This window comes from Streptomyces sp. NPDC127098, from assembly GCF_042722465.1.
GTDB lineage: Bacteria > Actinomycetota > Actinomycetes > Streptomycetales > Streptomycetaceae > Streptomyces > Streptomyces millisiae.
Genome location: NZ_JBHXFJ010000023.1, coordinates 63,927 through 81,365, shown reverse-complemented (window position 1 = coordinate 81,365; position 17,439 = coordinate 63,927). Strand labels below are relative to the sequence as shown.

Here is a 17,439-nt window from a genome sequence, read left to right as displayed (position 1 = left end):
GGTTTCACTTGTCGGCAATGGAGCGGTTGACTCGGCTCATGCCGCCGCATGAGGGGGCGGGCGACGAGATCGACTGGGATGCGGTGACAAGCGGCTGGGGTACTCGGTTTCCCTTCAGTTACTGTGAATTCATTCGCGTTTACGGTGAGGGGACCATCGAGAGGTATCTGGGAGTCCTTGCGCCCGACCTTAAAATGGAGGTCGACGTCGTGCAGGGGATGTCCTTCGAAACGCTGAACGTGCGAGGGTTGTGGTTGGAGACCAGGCAAGGGGAGAGGCCTGCTGAAATTCATGGTGATTCTTTGATCGCTTGGGGTGCGGATTCCAGTGGAGACATTTTGTGTTGGGAAACGTCGCGGACAGATCCGGACCGTTGGCCGATCGTCATATTTCGGCGGCAAGGGGTGCCTCGTTGGGTCGTGTACCCCGACGGCGTGGCCGATTTTTTCTTGAAGACTTTTCAGTGCGAATACGATGAGAACCCGCTGAGTGGCATGGACCTATGGGGTGTTTCTGCCCCCAGGTTTCTGCATTGGAGAACGGAAGAGCGTTCATGGGAGCAAGGGATTGACCCGTGGACCGGTAAGCCCAATCCCAATGCTGGCATGTTCGGGGAGTAGTTCATCAGTGAAACGGTTCATCCCTCGCAACTCGATGAGCGTTGCACCGCAGAACTCTGCTGCAGCTCCTGTCGGCTGCCCAGACCTTCTTCGCTGGCCGGGGGCATCAGGCAGAATGATGGCTAGGGGAGCTCCTGCAGCCAGTGGAATCGGATGCTCGGCATGAGAAATAGCATTGAGGTTCGTGTCGAACAGTATGTGCGTGACGTCATGTAGCGCGGATGATGTGCCCGTCATTCGAGTTGACGATCGGTCTCCATATTTTCGTAGGTTGCCTCGCCGCAGAGAAGTAGAGCAGGTTATCTGCTCTCCCATGGGTGCTCGGTCACCATGTGACGAGTGTGGCCTTCTGGTCCATGTCGTTTGCGTCTCTGGACCGAGGAGCCTGATCCGGGATGCGATACGTGTGCCCCTAGGGCGGAGACGCACCTTCGAGCAGTGCTCCCTTCCATCTTGTTCCAGGTGACCGGTCGGGTGATGTGGATCGAACGAGGGGCGCAAACTCTAAATTCTCGGCGATTAATGATTTGGTCGAATTAGGGAAGCGAGGGAATGATGGTTGATGAGCGAGAGGCGCCACGCCCGTTGACTCTTATCTACACTCCCGTGGCAGAAGATTTTCGGGTTGCGCTGCGGACGCGAAGGCAGACGTTTGAGAGGGTGCAGTGGCAAGCCGCCAGGTTGCCAATATTTTTCTTGGTCGTGATGGCGATGCTTTTCGCTATTGTGGCCGACAATCTTAGGTATAGATTTCTTCCAGTCGTGGTGCTGAGCGTTTGCTCGGGGCTTTGGGTTCTTGCCCGTGGCATTGCTGCCCATAGGCAGGCGCGAGGCTTCGGGGGACATGCTGCCGTCACGGGGGAATGTCGAATTACCCTTGATGCATCTGGGATTCAGACCGTGACTGCCGAGACGTCCTCGGTCGTGAATTGGGCATATTTTCTCTGTCACGTGGAGACCGAGAGACACTTTGTATTGTTTGGTCCCCAGCAGGGGGCTACATTCATTCCCCTTCCCAAGCGAGCCATCGCGGAAGAGGGCGACGTGTCGTATCTTCGAGCCTTGCTAGATCGATACGTCAATTGTGGCGATGCAGTGAATTCGGTGAGCGATCGTTCATCGTAGCCGCCGCAACAGTTGGAAAGCCTCATTCGGGATATCGCGACTATCTTTCTGTAAGTTTGATGGCCCGGGTGTCTGGAGGGGGCGCACGCGGAAGGTGATTGTTCGGAGGGGCATGCCGTCTGTGGATGCCTCGAGGTGCGATGGTGTGGTGTCGGCTGCGAAAGGGGGCCGGTGCGAGGTGAGTCGTGGCCCGCTGTCGGGACTGGCTCGGCTGTGCACCTCCGGCACGCCCAGGCGGAGAGCCTGCGTGTCTTGCGAACCCACCAGAGTCGATGACGGACCTTTGTGAGGTGTACCAACCCCTCGGCCTCCTCGGCGTTCTGAACCCATCAGGGTTGATGACGGACTCTCGCCGGCGGCTGCATGCGCACGCCCGAGCAGCGTGAGTTCCGAACCCACCTGGATTGATGACGGACCCGACGGTAAAGCGGCAGGTCAGGGTACTGGCCGGGACCGGCGTGGAAGGTTGTTTTGCAGCGATCCGGCGGCAGTGCATCGTCGCAGGTCAGAGTGGTTGAGGTGGATGGCCGAGTGGGAGTGCGCGGGCCATTGAAATGAGGCAGATCAGGAGCCTCCGTCAGTCTGGAGAGCTTCGTCTTCCAGTTCCTCCCAGCGGTCGTCGTCGGCGTCGAGCATGCCGGCTTCGTCGTTGACGAAGAAGACACCCTCGTCGTAGCAGCGGGCGAAGACGCTCAGCATCTGTTCGATGCTGTGATAGGCGAGGCGAGGCGGGTAGCCGATCATCACGGTGAAGACGCGGGAGTGGGTGCCGTCGGGTGCTGGGACTGCGACGTAGAGGTCGCCCCCGCCCGTGGCGAGGAGGGGGAACCAGTCCTTCTCCGGTAGGGGAGGGGAGTCGCCGAAGTCCGCCCGGATCGCGGCGGCCTCGGTCAGGGACAGGGGTTCGTAGCCGGGGATGAAGGCGGCGTCGTCCTGGGTCTGGTCCGGTGTGTGTGTTACGCCGTTGCACAGGGTGAACCACGTGGTGACGTCTGCCGGGACCTGGCCGCCGAAGGCGTCGGCGATCTCGGTGGGGGCGGCTCCGGGGGTGCGGTGCTGGATGATGGGGCGGTTGAGCCGCTCCAGATGGGCCCAGAGCGCGCCCATCAGCGTTTCGAGCGTGGGACTGCTCACGACGTCACCTCACTCTCACGAGGAACTGGTCACCGCGTGACAGGCCTGCGTCTTCGTAGAACTGGCCGAGCGCGTTTCCGTGGCTGGAGTTTACCGATTGCGGGCTGAGAGTGAGGGTCGCGCCGGCGCCGCCCTCGAAGGTGCTGGCGAAGGGGTACTCCTCCCAGGTGCCGTCCGAGGCGAACCTGCGCGGGCGCGGGCGGCCGGCCTGGGCCTGGCGGCGGACCCGCCGCGACTGGCTCTCAGTCCGCTGAGCGTAGGTGACCAGGGCCGGGGCCCCGTTCTCCGTCGCGCGGAGGAAGTTGTCGGCCTGTGGTCGCCAGCGGCTCGAGTCGATGACGTGGACGGGCAGGGATTCGGCGACGCCTGCCGAGTCGACCACGAACTCCCGTGGGACGTGCGCCGCCAGGCCGAACGGGTCGCACCAGAGCAGCGGATTGTGCGGGTACGTCCACGGGTTGGGGGCCGGTAGCAGGCCGAGAGGGTCCTGGGTGACGTACCGGCCGGTGTTCGGGTCGTAGTGGCGGAAGTAGTTGTAGTGCCAGCCGGTCTCGTCGTCGATGTACTGGCCGGGGAAGCCGAGGGGCGCGGGAACGGCGCCGTCGTCGGGAGCCGTTCGGAGGCCCCACAGGGTGGTGTCCGCCGTCCAGGCCGTCGTTCCCCGCTCGTCGACGAGTTCTATCGGGCTACCGACGAGGTCGGTGACGATCGCGAAGAAGCGGCGGTCGATCTCCTCTTGGCCGGCGGTGTGGTGGGTCTGGGTGAGGAGCTGGGCTTCGCGGTGGTTCCAGGTGATCGTGGCGTCCGACGTGGTCTGCTCGATGAGTTCGCCGTCGTGCCAGGTGAACCACACCTCGGTGAGCACGGTTCCGTCCTCGGGGCGGATCTGCCGCTTGGCGACGCGGCGGCCGAAGGGGTCGTAGAGATAGCGCCAGACGCTGCCGTCGGGGGTGACGGTCTCGGTGAGCTGGTTCCGGGCGTTCCAGGCGTAGCACCAGGTGTCGGGCTTGCGGGAGAGACGGGTCACCTGGCGGCGCGTCGGGCGGCCAGCGGCGTCGTAGGAGTAGCGGGCGGCGCCGGCGCGGGTCAACAGGGTGCCAGCGTAATCGCGTTCGCCCTCGGTCGGGGTGTCCGCCGTGGACCAGCGGGCGCTCGTCTGGTTGCCGGCGATGTCGTAGGCGTATGACTCGTGTCGGCCGGAGGAGTGGGCGACGGCCGTCGGGCGGCCGACGGGATCGAGGGTGAAGGTGCTGGTGGTGCCGGCCCGGTGGTCGGTGAGCGCCGTCGGGTAGTGGTCTTGGCGGTAGGTGTAGCTGCGCCCGCTCAGGACTCGGCCCGTGGGGGCGGTGAGGGCGTGGTGTTCGAGTGCGCCGGCGCCGTTCCACTGGTGGGTGAGGGTGAGGTGCTCGCCGATGTGGCGGGCGATCTCGCGTCCGGTGGGGTCGTGGTCGAAGGTGATGGTGCGGCCGTCGGTGGTGAGGGTGGCGGGCCGGCCGTTGGGGGCGTGGGTCCAGGTGCTGGCGTGTCCGGACGGGTTCCGGCGTGACAGGAGTTGGCCCTCGGTGTCGTGAGTGAGGGTGAGGACGCGTCCGTTGACGGTCTCGCTGACGAGGTTGCCGAGGGCGTCGTGGACGCGGCTCAGCTCGACGCCGGGTGAGGCCGCGGAGACGACGCGGCCGAGCGGATCGTAGGTGTACGTGCAGGTGTCGCCGTCGGACGTCGTCATGGCGGTGCGCCGGCCCAGGGAGTCGTAGGCGCAGGACACGGTCTCGCCCAGGCTGTTGGTGAGTTCGGTGAGTTGGCCGACGGCGTCGCGTCGGTAGGTGGTCTCGCGGCCGTCGAAGTCGGTCTCCGAGGCGAGACGGCCGGCGGCGTCGAAGGTGTAGGTCCAGGTGGCCCCGAGAGCGTTGGTCACCTGGACGAGGTTGAGCTCGGTGTCCCGGGTGAGGCGGTGGGTGGCGCCGTCGGGCGTCGTGTAGGAGGTGAGCAGGTCGAACGGGCCGTAGGTGTGGCTGGTCTCAGCGCCCTTGGCGTCGTTGTGGGTGAGGAGGTTACCCTCGCCGTCCCAGGTGAAGGTGTCGACGGCACCGGTGGGGTCGGTGCGGCGCAGCAGCCTGCCCTCGACCGTCCAGGTGAACGTCGTCTCCGCGCCGTTGGGGTCGGTCAGGCGCGATGGCCGTCCGAAGGAGTCGCGGACGACGGAGGTGCTGCCACCGAGCGGGTCGGTGACCTCCAGTGGCAGGCCGGCGGCGTCGCAGCGTATGTGGGCGGTGTGTCCCAGCGTGTTGGTGACGGAGGCGATGCCGCCGTGCGGGTCGTAGGTGACGTGGGTGCGCCCGCCGGCGGGGTCCAGGATGGCGACGACGTTGCCCCGGGCGTCGTAGGCGCGGCTCCAGGTGCCGCCGTCCGGCTGGACGACGGTGCTGGGCAGCCCGAGGTCGTTGTACTCGGTGTGCTGCGTGCTGCCGTCGGGGCGGGTGACGGTGACGAGGTTGCCGTGCGGGTCGTAGTCGTAGCGGGTGGTGCGGCCTAGTGGATCGGTGACGGACAGCAGGTCGTGGTACTCCGTCCACTCCTTGCGCGTGACGTTCCCCAGGGGGTCGGTTTCGGCGACGAGTTGGAAGAAGTCGTTGTACTCGTAGGTGGTGGCGTGCCCGAGGCTGTTGGTGGCGATGGTGCGCCGGCGCTCGGGTTCGTAGTCGTAGCGGTAGGCCAGCACCCCGTCCGTGCCGGTGGTGAAGACACACCGGCCGGCCTCGTCGTACTCGTACCGGTACCAGGTGCCGTTGCGGTCCTCCCAGCGCGTCATCCGGCGTTCGGCGTCGTACTCGTAACGCAGCGGCAGCCCTGAAGAGTTGTAGACGCCGGCGAGGTTGCCCGCCGGGTCGTACTCGAAGGCGCGCAGTAGCGGCCGGTCCGGATCGTTGAGGAGAGTGAGGGCGGTGACGCGCCCGTCGTGGACCGCGACGCCGATTCGGTAGCCGCCGGAGTGGGTCACCTCGGTCGGCGCGCCGTGCTCGTCGTAGACGAAGGTGATCCGGTTGTCGTTGCGGTCGCTGATGGCGGTGATCGGCAGCTCGGTGCCGGGCCGGCCGGGGACCGGCGCGAAGTGGAGGGTCAGGCCCGTGTCGCGCTGCCGTACGGTGAGTTCACCGGCGTGCCGGCCGTCCCACGACAGTCCCCAGCGCGGCGCCTCCACCGGCATCACCGGCTGGTCGGGGTCCTTCCTCGGCACCGGATAGTGGAGGCACATGCCGTCGTCGGCGTAGTAGTCGACGCCGTAGTCGTCGAGTACAAGGCGTTGGTCGAGGGTGGAGGCCCAGGACGGCCCGAACCAGCGGCCGGCGCGGTAGGTGCTGAGGTGTTCCCTGGCGAGGGTCAGCGAGAGGACGCCGGGGAGCTCGACATCGGTCTCGCGCAGAGTCATCTCGCCGGTGATGACGTCGATCGGGTCGCCGATCAGGACACGGCCGATGCCGCGGATGCCCTGCTGGCGGAACATGGGGCCGAGGTTCCGGAAGTTGGCGGCGTACCGCCTGAGGCCGGTGGCCAGGCCGGCGGCCGTGGTGAGGCCTTTCATGCCGGGAATGCAGTCGAGGGCGGCGAAGGCGACGTCCCAGAGGGAGGCGCGGCCGTTGGCGTAGTCGTAGAGGGTGTCGGCCAACACCACCAGGGCGGCGGCGAGGAGGACCCAGGCCAGGGGGCCGCCGATGATCATGACGACGATACCGAGGACGGCGACGACGACCTTGCAGACCTCTACGATCGTGTCCCAGTTCTCCCGCACCCAGTGAACCGCGTCCTCCCACCAACTGCGGTTCTGGATACCGGCGTCGGACGCCTCGTCGATGTCCCGGGCCGCCTGACTCGCGGCCTCCTCCCGCATCTCGCGCGCCTGCTCGGCCAACTCCCGTGCGGCGGACAGCCGCTGCTCTGCGTCGTCCACCCGCGTCTGGGCCGCCGAGGCCGCCTCGTTGGCGGCGTTCGCGTCGCGGGTCGCCGCCCGCACATCCGCCTCGGACGGCGGCTCGACGTCGTCCCGCTCGCCTTCACGCTCTAAGCGTTCGGCCTCCTCGCCCGCGCGGGACACCCAGTCCTGGGCATCGGAGAGCGCACTCTGCGCGGAGCTGAGATCGGCCTGCGCGGCGATCGCCCGGTCGAGTGCGCGGTCCGCCATGCCCTGGGCCGTCTCGAGCTTCGGCCAGTAGGTCTGGAGGGCCTGGGCGCATAACGCGTAGGACGTCTCCAGCTTCTCCAAGTTGCCGGGCACGCCGTCGAACTCGCTGCGGAAGGCGTCCGCGGACAAGCCCGCCCAGTCCAGCACCGCCCGGTCTTCCGCCATGCCCCGAACCCGGCCGAGGGCCTCGCCGACGTCGTCGGCGAAGGTCTGCAACTCGTCGGCCAGTGACCTGATCTCGTCGGGATCCCCCGGTGTCGGATCGGAGTCCATGCCGACCGGACTCCAGTCAGTTGGTCGTGCCATCTCGTCCGCCCCCGCCCCCGCAGTGAACGTTCGGATCGTGCTGACAACGCGTCATCGACCATAGACGGGGCGAGTTCGAGGTTCAACAGTCTGGAAGATCGAAGTTGTCGGCTGCCCGAGATGGTGCCTCGGTGGCGGTGGCTGCCATCGTGGGTGGCGGCCCTTGGAGGGCAGGGAGGGAGAGTTGATGACGGCGTCCATCCCGACCTGGAACGACCGCCTCACGCGCGGGTTGCGAACCCCCCTGGGTTGACGTTCCAGGGTGTACTGCTGCTTGTGCTAGCCAGGGCGAATAGCCCTGGAGGCTGCGGCTGGCGAGGGACGTCGCGTCGTCGGTTGGGTGGCGCGGTCGGTGGGTCAGTCGCCGGCTGGGAGGAAGTCCGCTAGCGCGGCGGCGACGGCTTCGGGCTGCTCGTCGGGGATGAAGTGTCCGGCGTCGGGCACGACGATTCCGGTGGTGTTGTCGGCCCAGGGGCTGATGGCGGCGGCCATGTCCGGAACGGAGCCGTGGCTGCTGGAGATGCCGAGGACGGGCACGGTCAGGTGCCGCCGCTTGAGCGCCTCGCGGTTCTCGCGCGCCGACTTCGCGGCGTTCCGGTAGTACGCGAGGGAGGCACGCAGGCCGCCGTCGACGGCGACGGCGGCGGCGTAGTGGTCGAGTTCGGCGTCGTCGAACGTGCCGGGAGACAGGGCCTTCACCTTCAGGAACCAGCCGACGTACTCGCGTTCGCGGCCGGCGAGCAGCCTCTCGGGGAGGTCGGGCACGGCGTGGAACGCGAAATGCCAGGTCTTCCACGCGCGATCCGGGTCGGTGGGGATCGCCTCCGGGAGAGTGACACCGGGAATTCCGGCGTCCAGCAGGGCGACCCCGCGTAGTTGGCTCTCGTAGTTGAGGGCGAGGGAGAAAGCGACCCAGGCGCCGATGTCGTGGGCGACGAGGGAGTAGGTCGACACGCCGAGAGCTTGCACGGCGGCGTGGACGTGCGCGGCGACCGCGTGCGTGTCGTAGCCGCGCTCCGGACGCTCGGAGTGGCCCTGACCCGGCAGGTCGATCGCGATGACGTGGAACCGGCGGGTGAGGCCGGGCATCACCTTTCGCCAGGCCCACCAGGTCTGCGGGAATCCGGCGAGCAGCACGACGGCCGGGCCGGCTGGCCGTCCTCCCTCGACGGCATGGAGGCGGACGCCGTCCGCGTCGAGCCAGCGGTGAGTGAATCCGGCCAGGTGCGGTAGGGGCAGGTCGCGGACGGGGTTGCCTTCGGAGGCATGCGGAGCGCTGGTTGCTGGGCCGGCCACGGGGTCCTCCATCGGGGTCAGTGTTTTCGAAGGCTAACACATCTTGGACTGATCAGTTCAAGATAGGATGGTGGGCGACACGGTCCGAACGATCGACGCATCGGCAAGGAAGTGCCGCGTGGCAGGCAAGAAGCAGTTCGACATGGACACGGCGCTCGACGCCGCGATGATCCAGTTCTGGCGCGCCGGCTACGCCGACACCTCGCTGGACGACCTGTCCCGGGCGACCGGCCTGAACCGCAGCTCCATCTACTCCTCCCTCGGCGACAAGGACACCCTCTTCCTGCGCTGCCTGGATCGCTACGCCGCGCGCTACGGCGAGAAGTACGACGCCGCCCTGTCGGGTGCGGCCTCGGAAACCGTGGCCGCTGTTCGTGCGTTCTTCGACGTCACCCTCGATCGCATCGCCGATCCCGACCTACCCGACGGATGCCTGATCGCCCAGTCAGCCATGGCGATTCCAGCGCTGAGCCCGCGGGTCGCGGCGCACGCCAAGCAGGCGCTCGGCTTCCAGCGCCTGCGCCTGCGCGACGCGCTGAAGGCCGGCCGACTGACCGACCGGGACGCCGAGGCCCACGCCGTGCACTGCGTGGCCGTGAACCAGTCCCTCGCCGTCATGAGCAGGGCCGGGGCGAGCCCGGCGCAGCTCCTGGCTGTCGTGGGCGTGACCGTGGACGCGCTCACGCGGGCGCTGCGCGCGTGACGAACCTGATGCGACCGTCGGGCTCGCCGTCCGGCACGCACGGTCATGCCGCGATCGGCAGCTCGGTGGGCCTGACCCCGGCCGCCCCGTAGGTGTCCCGTGGCCGAATGCGGTGCTGCGGCCGGCCCCTGGGAGGTGCACCGCGTGCGACGATATTGAATCGATCGGGTGAGCGAGGGGTGGAGATCGATGGGGTGCAGACGGGCCGTCAGAGCCGCCGGGGTCATGGCGGGAGTGGTCGCGCTGGCCGGTTGTGGTGGGGACGGCTGGCCGGGGGGCCCGGGGGCCGCGCTGGCCGGGATGGACGCCGCGGAGGTGGCGTTCGCCTCGATGGAGGCGATGGCCGGCGCCGACGCGGTGCGTATCCGGTATGAGGCGCGGGAGGACGGGATGACGGGGGAGGTGCATCTCACCTCGGGCGGCGAGTGCTCGGCCACCATGACGAGCGACGAGTACGGCAACATGGAGGTGCTCCGGCGGGGAGACCACATGTGGGTCGGCGGAGACGGCTGGTTGGCGGCCGTCTCCGCGGAGGCCGACGACGATGAGCTGGTGGAGGCCGCGAGGGAGATCCTCCAGGAGCGCTACCTGCACATCGACCTCGCCGCCGAGGACTCGGCCGGGGTGGATGAGATGGCCGCCCTGTGCTCCCTCGACGAACTGACCTCCGCCTCGGGCTCGCCTCAGGAAGACGAAGGCGATTACGGAGACGTGACGTTCGACGGGGCGGACTTCTTCGGCGGCACGCCGACCGTCACGCTGAGCACCACCACGCCGCGGGGCGAGATCGTCGTGCGGGTGGCCGCCGTCGGGAGGCCCTACCCGCTGGAGTTCTCCCGCGAGCTCGACGGTGGTTACGAGCACCTGGAGATGACCTACGACGAGCCCCTGTACTTCCGCGCGCCCGATCCCGACCAGACGATGGAGGTCGTGACCTTCCAGCAGGAGCTGATGGAGCGCTACTTCAACGAGCCGGTCCGAAGCTAGCGTTTCACGCCCGCGGCGAGACCCAGCGGTGGTAGGCGGCCATGTCGACGTTGCCACCGCACACGATGGTGGCCACGTGTCGGCCGGCGAAGCGGTCGCGGTCTTCGAGGATCGCCGCGATGCCGAGCGCTGCTGACGGTTCGACGACGAGGCCGGCGTGGTCGAGGAGCATCCGCATGCCGGCGGTGATCGACGCCTCCCGGACCAGGACGGCGTCGTCGGCGACCAGGAGGAGGTCGTCCAGGACGGCCGGGATGGGACGCCGGCCGGCGACGCCGTCGGCGATGGTGTCGGTCGAGTCGGTGGTGACGACGCGCCGTTGGCGCCACGAGTGCGTCATCGCCGGTGCGCCCAGCGGCTGGACGCAGATCACCTCGACCTCGGGCGCCATGGCCTTCACCACATGGCCGACGCCGGTTGCCAGTGCCCCGCCGCCGAGCGCGATCAGGACGGCGTCGAACGACGGTGCGGTGGCCACCAGTTCCAGGCCGATGGTCGCCGCGCCCTCGCAGGTCTCGATGTCCAGGCTGTCCTCGAGCAGCCGGATGCCGTCGTGGCGCGCGATGGCCGCGGCCCGCTCCCGCGCCAGCTCGTGGTCGCCGTCGACCAGTTCCAACCTGGCGTCCAGCGCGCGGATGCGGTCGAGCTTGGCCGCGGTCGCGAAGCGGGACGCCACGACGGTGACGTCGAGCCCCCGGCCGCGAGCGGACCAGGCGAGTGCCTGGCCGAGGTTGCCCGCGCTGGCGCACACCACGGCCTGCGCGCCGTGGTCGGCGAGCAGGCTCGCGACGAGCTCGGTGCCGCGAGCCTTGAAGCTGCGGACCGGGTTCGCCGTTTCGAGCTTGATGCTCACGGCGCACCCGAGGCCGGGCTCCAGCGCCTCGCAGCGGTACAGCGGGGTGTCGAGGAACATCGGGTCGATGACCCGGCGAGCCGCCCGGATCCGAGCGGTGTCGAGGCGCGTCTCCTGCATGACACCGAAGCGTAGGGCCGCGTGGGCGCCGGTGGGTGCCCGCCGGCGGGCCTGGGCGGGCCGGCTTGAACACCAGCGCGAGGCTGGCGGCCGGGGAGTCGGCCAGCGGCGCTTCCCGGCAGGGGTGCGTCTTCCGCGGCCCGGGTGACGCGTCGGTGCCGGGCCGCGGGAGGGGTTCCGCTACTTGCTGACGGCGAAGCGCATCAGGGCGTGTTCGTCGCCCTGCTTGATCTTCCCCGTCTCGTTGATCACCTCGAGTTTCCAACTGGTGCCCGCGCGCGTGGCCTTGGCCACCGCGCAGCCGTTGTCCTGGCCGAGCAGGCTGGGCCAGATGTCGGCGACCTGCTGGGTGCTGCCGCCGGTCGCGTCGTACACCTTGAAGCTGATGTTGCGTGCCTTCTGGAAGGAGCTGCCCTTCTTGAAGGCGGCGGCGACGAACACGATCGACGTGATGTTGGTCGGTATGCGCGCGAACTCGACCGTCACCGTCTCGTCGTCGCCGTCCCCGCGGCCGGTCTGGTTGTCGCCGCTGTGCACCAGGGAGCCGTTGCCCATGGGGTCGTGCGAGTCGAGGCCGGCCAGGCGCACCGGGTCGGCACCCTGCATGGCGATGGCGATCAGGTCCAGGTCGGTGCCGGCCTTGCGGCGGAGCACGCCCAGCACTCCGCCGCTGGTGCCGGCCGTGGGGTCCCAGGACACCCCGATGGACAGATGGGTCACTCCGTCCAGGTCCGCGGGGCCCTGTTCCTTGGTAAGCGTGATCATTTCTGGTCATCCTCTGGCCGGTTGGACTGTCGTACGCACAGTGTGCCGAGAAATCCCCGGAGTTCTGCGCTTCGGTTCCATTTCGTCCTGAGATGCCGCGTGTTGAGCGGACCGCCCGTCAGGCGCCGGCGCGCAGGGCGGCGCCGATGAGGGCGATGCCCTCGTCGATCTCGTGGGCCGGGCCCGCCGCGTAGCCGAGGACCAGGCCGGGTGGGCCGGGGGTGATCCGGTGCCAGGACAGGGGGTGTGCCTTGACGCCCCGGGCCAGGGCGGCCGCGGCGAGGTCGGTGTCGCGGAGGCCGGCTCCGTGGGTGTCGAAGGTGACCATGAGGTGCAGGCCGGCGGCGGCGCCGTGGACACGGGCGCCTGGCAGGTGGGTTCTGACGGCCCGCAGCATCGCGTCCCGGCGTCGACGGTGGCGCAGCCGGAGGTGCCGCAGGTGTCGTTCCAGTTCGCCGGAGTCCATCAGGCGGGCGAGGACGAGCTGGGTGAGGACGCCGTTTCCGAGGTCGGCGTGTCTCTTCGCGGTCAGCAGGGCGTCGCGTCGGGCCGAGGGGGCGAGGAGCCAGCCCACCCGGAGCGCGGGCGCGAGGAGTTTGGAGACGCTGCCCGCGTAGTGGACGCCCTCGGGCAGCAGTGAGCGCAGCGCCGGCACCGGGGGCCGGTCGTAGCGGTGTTCGGCGTCGTAGTCGTCCTCGATGAGCAGCCCGCCGTCGGCGGCCCAGCCCAGCAGTTCGCGGCGGCGCTCCCCGTCGAGGACGACTCCGGTGGGGAACTGGTGGGCCGGGGTGAGCAGCACGGCGGGGGCGCCGCTGGCGCGCAGCGCCGCGACGTCGAGTCCGCGCTCGTCCACGGGGATCGGGACGGGCGTGTGGCCGCCGTACGCCAACTGCTGACGGGTGCCGAGCGATCCGGGGTCCTCGACGGCGACGCGGCGGATCCCGTCCGCCCGCAGGAGCTGCCCCAGCAGGGCGAGGGCCTGCGCGACGCCGGCGACCACGATCACCTCGTCGGGGTGGGCGCGGATGCCGCGGTTGCGGGCCAGCCAGCCGACGACGGCCCGGCGGAGCGCGGGGGCGCCCCGGGGGTCGCCGTAACCGAGGTCGGTCCGGCTGACGTCGGTGAGCACGGCACGTTCGGCGCGCAGCCAGCTGGTCCGGGGGAACGCGGCGAGATCGGGAACGCCGGGGGAGAGGTCGATGCGGCAGGGCAGGGCGCGCAGGAGGTCGACGGCGCCGTCCCGGTCGGCCGAGTCGAAGAGCGCGGGCCCCGGCGCGGTGGCGTCGCGGGCCGGTGCGCGGGGGGCGGCGGGGGCCACCACGACCACCGTGCCGAGCCGGCCGCGACCGGCGATCTGCCCCGACTCGGCGAGCCGCCGGTACGCCTCGGTCACCACGCCCCGGGTGACGCGCAGTTCGGCGGCCAGCACGCGGCTGGCGGGCAGCCGGGTCCCGACGGGCAGCCGGCCGTCGGCGACGGCGGAGCGCAGCCGCTCGGTGAGCCAGGCGGTGCGCCCGCCCGGCGGCGCCTGCCCGATGTCGAGCTGGAGGAAGTCGGAGCCGGAGGGCGTGCCGGAGTCCCGGGACGGCTCTTTGGACCCCTCGGACGGGGGCATCGTGGATCTGCCCATGCCGTCCATTGTGCGGGCAGGGTGAACCGCATGGACACGTCTTCCGTTTCCCTCGTCCGACTGCTGCCCGGGATGGCCGGGATGGCGCTGGTCGGCAGCAGCGTCACGGTCTCCGGCACCCTCGTGGACGCCCCGCTGTTCACGGCCCAGGCCGTGCGGTACGTGGCCGCGACCGCGATCCTCCTGGTCATCGCGCGGTTCGCCGGTGCCCGGCTGGTGTGGCCACGCGGACGGGAGTGGCTGTGGCTGACCGGCCTCGCGGCGACCGGTCTCGTGCTGTTCAACGTGGCCGTGGTCAGGGGTGTCGCGCACGCCGAGCCCGCGGTGATCGCCGTCGCGGTCGCGTGCGTACCGCTGGTCCTCGGCGTGGTGGGACCGCTGTTGGAGCGGCGCGGGCCGAGCCGGCAGGTCCTGTTGGCGGCGCCCGTCGTCATGGCGGGCGCGGTACTGGTGGAGGGGACGGGCCGCACCGATGCCGCCGGGGTGGCCTGGGCGGCGCTGGTCCTGGGCTGCGAGGCCGGGTTCACGCTGCTCGCGGTGCCGGTGCTGGGGCGGCACAGCCCGTGGGGGGTGTCCGTGCACGCGACCTGGCTGGGCGGCCTGATGCTGGCCCTGCTCGGCGCGGCGGCGGAAGGTCCCACGGCCGTACGGGAGTTGTCCGCGTCCCAGTGGGTGGCCGCCGGCTACCTGGCGCTGCTGGTCACGGCGGTCGCCTTCGTGCTGTGGTACTCGACGGTGCGCGCCGTGGGGGCCGGGCACGCCGGACTGCTCACCGGCGTCGCACCGCTGGCCGCGGCGGCCGTCGGCGCGGCCGCGGGCTCCGGCATGCCGCGTCCTTCGGTCTGGTTGGGCATCGCCGTGGTGGTCGTCGGCCTGGGCATCGGCCTGCGGCCACGCGGCACGGGCCCCGGTCGGCCGACTGAGGCGGAGGCCGCGCCCACCGGGGTGCGCTCCGGGTGACCGGATGGCGGGCAACGGGCCTGGTGCACAGGGGACTTCCCGCGCGTCGGCTCGGTCGACGCCCGGCCGGCTCGGGGCGAATCGCCCGTGGGGGGTGGAATGGGCCCCTGGTGGTCGGTTGCCCGCCCGGTTTCCGACGGCAGAGGTATTGCCCTCGTTCACCGAGTGCCGATTGGGTGCCCGGGTGATTTCCAGACCCACACCCCCCGCCGCGTTGCTGGCGGCCACCCGGCGGCGGTTCCTGACCGTCTCCGGTGCCGCCGCCGCGCTCGCGTTCTCCGGTGCCCTGCCCGGAATCAGTCCGGCCTCGGCCACGTCCGCCCCCAGCCCCGCCGACGACCCGTTCACGCTCGGGGTCGCCTCGGGCGACCCGCTGCCCGACGGGGTCGTCCTGTGGACCCGCCTGGCCCCCGACCCGCTCGCCCCGTTCGGCGGCATGGACCGGCGGACCTACCCGGTGCGGTGGGAGGTGGCCACCGACGAGCGCTTCAGCCGCGTCGTGCGGCGCGGAACGACCCACGTCGGCCCCGAGTTCAGCCACTCCGCCCACGTCGACGTCCGTGGCCTCGAACCGTGGCGGGAGTACTTCTACCGGTTCCGCTGCGGAGGCTTCATCAGCCCGGTGGGGCGGACGAAGACCGCGCCGTCCCCCGAGCAGCTCGTGCCCCGCCTGTCGCTCGCCTTCGCGTCCTGCCAGGCGATATGGGAGGGCTGGTACACGGCCTACCGGGACCTCGCCGCCCGCCGTCACGACGTCGTGCTGTTCCTGGGCGACTACATCTACGAGTTCGGCAACGACCGCGGCATCCGGCCGGGCGACGGCGACGAGCACAACACCCGCCAGGCCGTCACCCTGGACGACTACCGGCAGCGCTACGCCTACTACAAGCTCGACCCGGACCTCCAGGAGGCGCATCACTCCGCCCCGTGGATCGTCGTCCTCGACGACCACGAGGTCGTCGACAACTGGGCGGACCTCAACGCGGGAAGCACCCCGTCGGACCAGTTCCTGGTGCGCCGGGCCAACGCCTTCCGGGCCTACTGGGAGCACATGCCGCTGCGTTCGGCGCAGACCCCGCAGGGTCCCGACATGCAGCTGTACCGCCGGCTCGGCTACGGGCGGCTGGCCGAGTTCTCGATGCTCGACACCCGCCAGTACCGCGACGACCAGGTGAACGGCGACGGGATCAAGCCGCCGAACGACGCGACCGCCGACCCGGCGCGCTCCCTCCTCGGCCTCCCCCAGGAGCGGTGGCTGCTCGACGGGCTCACCGCGTCCGACGCCCGCTGGAACGTCCTGGGCCACCAGACGGCCATCACCCTGCTCGACACGGTGTCCGGGCCGAACGTGGCCGTGCCGATGGACACCTGGGACGGGTACAGCGCCTCCCGGGACCGCCTGCTCGGCGGCATCGCGGAACGCGGGATCCAGAACGTCGTCAGCCTCGCCGGCGACCTGCATCGCAGCGTGGTCAGCGACCTCGCGCTCGACTTCCACGACCCGGACTCCCGGGCGGTGGCCACCGAGTTCGTCGGCACGTCGATCACCTCAGGACTCGACGGCGAGGACCTGGACGCCGGAGGGCAGGTGCTGCTCGACGAGAACCCGCACATGAGGTTCGGCAACTTCCAGCGCGGCTACGTCAGTTGTGAGATCACCCCGGAGCTGTGGCGGTCCGACTTCCGCGTCTGCGACCGGGTCACCGTCCCGGACGGCACCGTCAGCAGCCGCGCCGTGTTCGCCGTCGAGAACGGCGTCCCCGCCGTCCAGCAGGCCTGAGGAGCCGCACTGTGAAGAAGACCCTCATCAGCACCGTGGCCGTGGTCCTGCTCGGCACCGCCGTGGCCACCGGCGGCCCGTCGGACGAGGCGCGCGCCGCCGCGCCGCGCTCGAACGTCGTCCTCTCGGCGGCGCCCGCGGCCCTGACCGCCAACGAACTCCCCTGCCTGCCCACGACGCTCGCCGTCACCATGACCAACACGGGCACCGAACCGGTCTTCGCCGACGCGACGATGGCCGCCGAGGAGCCGATCGCGCTCTCGGACACGGTGTTCTCGACCTACCTTCCGGCCACGGATCCCGACCAGCCCGTGAGCCGTTCGGTGGGAGTGCGGGTGCCGCGAGGCACCGAGCCGGGCACCTACGACATCACGGTGGCCAGCGGCAGGCAGCGCGTCGTCGTGCCCCTCACGGTCGAGGCCGTCCCCGAGCCGGGCCCAGGGGCGAACCTGGCCTACGGCCAGCAGGCGACCGCCTCGTCCACGCACGGCAACTTCAAGGTCTGCGGCGCCGTGGACGGCGACAGCGACTACCGCAACTGGTCGACCAGGACCGGGTGGAACGACGGCACCAGGGGGGCGTTCCCCGACTGGCTGGCCGTCACCTGGCCCGAGCCGGTCGAGCTCGGACGGATCGAGACCGTCACCTACGGCACCCCGACGCGGCCCGCCGCGCTCCAGGGCATCAAGGACTTCGACGTCCAGGTGCGGTCCGGCGGCGAGTGGCTGACCGTCGGCTCCTACCGCGACAACACGCTCGACCGCGTCGTGACCACGTTCGACCCGGTCACGACGGACGCGATCAGGGTCGTCGTCCACGCCTCGAACAGCGCCGACTACTCCCGGATCCTGGAACTCGAGGCGTTCGCCCCGCAGTAGGAGGCTCAGGAGGCGGCGTCACCATCATTGAACAGAATGCGACATGTACATAACCTTTCTGGCGCGTTCCCCCGCTCGTTCCTGTTCGAGATCGATGAAGGGGCC

The 17,439-nt window shown here is 69.8% G+C and carries 13 protein-coding genes; 7 read left to right on the top strand and 6 right to left on the bottom strand.

Annotated features, from left to right (window positions below; all coding sequences use genetic code 11):
• Positions 1 to 8 precede the first annotated feature (8 nt).
• Both ACFWI8_RS17120 and ACFWI8_RS17115 read left to right on the top strand, forming a co-directional pair.
• Positions 9 to 620 (top strand): SMI1/KNR4 family protein, encoded by a 612-nt coding sequence (locus ACFWI8_RS17120; protein WP_387091633.1) that lies wholly within the window; start codon positions 9 to 11, stop codon positions 618 to 620.
• 552 nt (positions 621 to 1,172) lie between these two features.
• Complete coding sequence (locus ACFWI8_RS17115) at positions 1,173 to 1,745, top strand: YcxB family protein (RefSeq protein ID WP_387091631.1); 573 nt, start codon at positions 1,173 to 1,175, stop codon at positions 1,743 to 1,745.
• A 564-nt stretch (positions 1,746 to 2,309) separates the two neighbouring features.
• Here ACFWI8_RS17115 and ACFWI8_RS17110 read toward each other — a convergent pair.
• The 3 genes from ACFWI8_RS17110 to ACFWI8_RS17100 all read right to left on the bottom strand — a co-directional run bounded on the left by ACFWI8_RS17110 (position 2,310) and on the right by ACFWI8_RS17100 (position 8,670).
• A complete protein-coding gene (locus ACFWI8_RS17110) occupies positions 2,310 to 2,879 on the bottom strand; it encodes a hypothetical protein (RefSeq protein ID WP_387091628.1) in 570 nt (189 codons plus the stop codon).
• A gap of 4 nt (positions 2,880 to 2,883) precedes the next feature.
• Entirely contained in the window at positions 2,884 to 7,362 is a 4,479-nt protein-coding gene (locus ACFWI8_RS17105; protein ID WP_387091625.1) for a DUF6531 domain-containing protein, read from the bottom strand.
• Between the two features lie 357 nt (positions 7,363 to 7,719).
• On the bottom strand, positions 7,720 to 8,670 hold the full coding sequence (locus tag ACFWI8_RS17100) for an alpha/beta fold hydrolase (protein WP_387091623.1): 951 nt from the start codon (positions 8,668 to 8,670) through the stop codon (positions 7,720 to 7,722).
• Between the two features lie 106 nt (positions 8,671 to 8,776).
• Between ACFWI8_RS17100 and ACFWI8_RS17095 the strand changes: the two genes are divergently transcribed.
• Both ACFWI8_RS17095 and ACFWI8_RS17090 read left to right on the top strand, forming a co-directional pair.
• A complete protein-coding gene (locus ACFWI8_RS17095) occupies positions 8,777 to 9,361 on the top strand; it encodes a TetR/AcrR family transcriptional regulator (protein WP_387091683.1) in 585 nt (194 codons plus the stop codon).
• 225 nt (positions 9,362 to 9,586) lie between these two features.
• Positions 9,587 to 10,348, top strand: coding sequence for a hypothetical protein (locus tag ACFWI8_RS17090; RefSeq protein WP_387091620.1), 762 nt, complete (start codon positions 9,587 to 9,589; stop codon positions 10,346 to 10,348).
• 4 nt (positions 10,349 to 10,352) lie between these two features.
• On the opposite strand, the gene ACFWI8_RS17085 is transcribed toward ACFWI8_RS17090, so the two are convergent.
• The 3 genes from ACFWI8_RS17085 to ACFWI8_RS17075 form a co-directional block, all read right to left on the bottom strand.
• The gene (locus tag ACFWI8_RS17085; RefSeq protein ID WP_387091617.1) at positions 10,353 to 11,321 is read right to left on the bottom strand and encodes a threonine/serine dehydratase; all 969 of its coding nucleotides are present in this window, start codon (positions 11,319 to 11,321) and stop codon (positions 10,353 to 10,355) included.
• A 180-nt stretch (positions 11,322 to 11,501) separates the two neighbouring features.
• Entirely contained in the window at positions 11,502 to 12,086 is a 585-nt protein-coding gene (locus ACFWI8_RS17080; protein WP_387091614.1) for a TerD family protein, read from the bottom strand.
• 118 nt (positions 12,087 to 12,204) lie between these two features.
• Positions 12,205 to 13,725 (bottom strand): PLP-dependent aminotransferase family protein, encoded by a 1,521-nt coding sequence (locus tag ACFWI8_RS17075; protein WP_387091612.1) that lies wholly within the window; start codon positions 13,723 to 13,725, stop codon positions 12,205 to 12,207.
• Between the two features lie 21 nt (positions 13,726 to 13,746).
• On the opposite strand from ACFWI8_RS17075, the gene ACFWI8_RS17070 reads away from it, so the two are divergent.
• The 3 genes from ACFWI8_RS17070 to ACFWI8_RS17060 all read left to right on the top strand — a co-directional run bounded on the left by ACFWI8_RS17070 (position 13,747) and on the right by ACFWI8_RS17060 (position 17,334).
• Positions 13,747 to 14,676 (top strand): DMT family transporter, encoded by a 930-nt coding sequence (locus ACFWI8_RS17070; RefSeq protein WP_387091609.1) that lies wholly within the window; start codon positions 13,747 to 13,749, stop codon positions 14,674 to 14,676.
• A 184-nt stretch (positions 14,677 to 14,860) separates the two neighbouring features.
• Positions 14,861 to 16,456, top strand: coding sequence for an alkaline phosphatase D family protein (locus tag ACFWI8_RS17065; protein ID WP_387091607.1), 1,596 nt, complete (start codon positions 14,861 to 14,863; stop codon positions 16,454 to 16,456).
• Between the two features lie 11 nt (positions 16,457 to 16,467).
• On the top strand, positions 16,468 to 17,334 hold the full coding sequence (locus ACFWI8_RS17060; RefSeq protein ID WP_387091604.1) for a hypothetical protein: 867 nt from the start codon (positions 16,468 to 16,470) through the stop codon (positions 17,332 to 17,334).
• Positions 17,335 to 17,439: the final 105 nt, after the last annotated feature.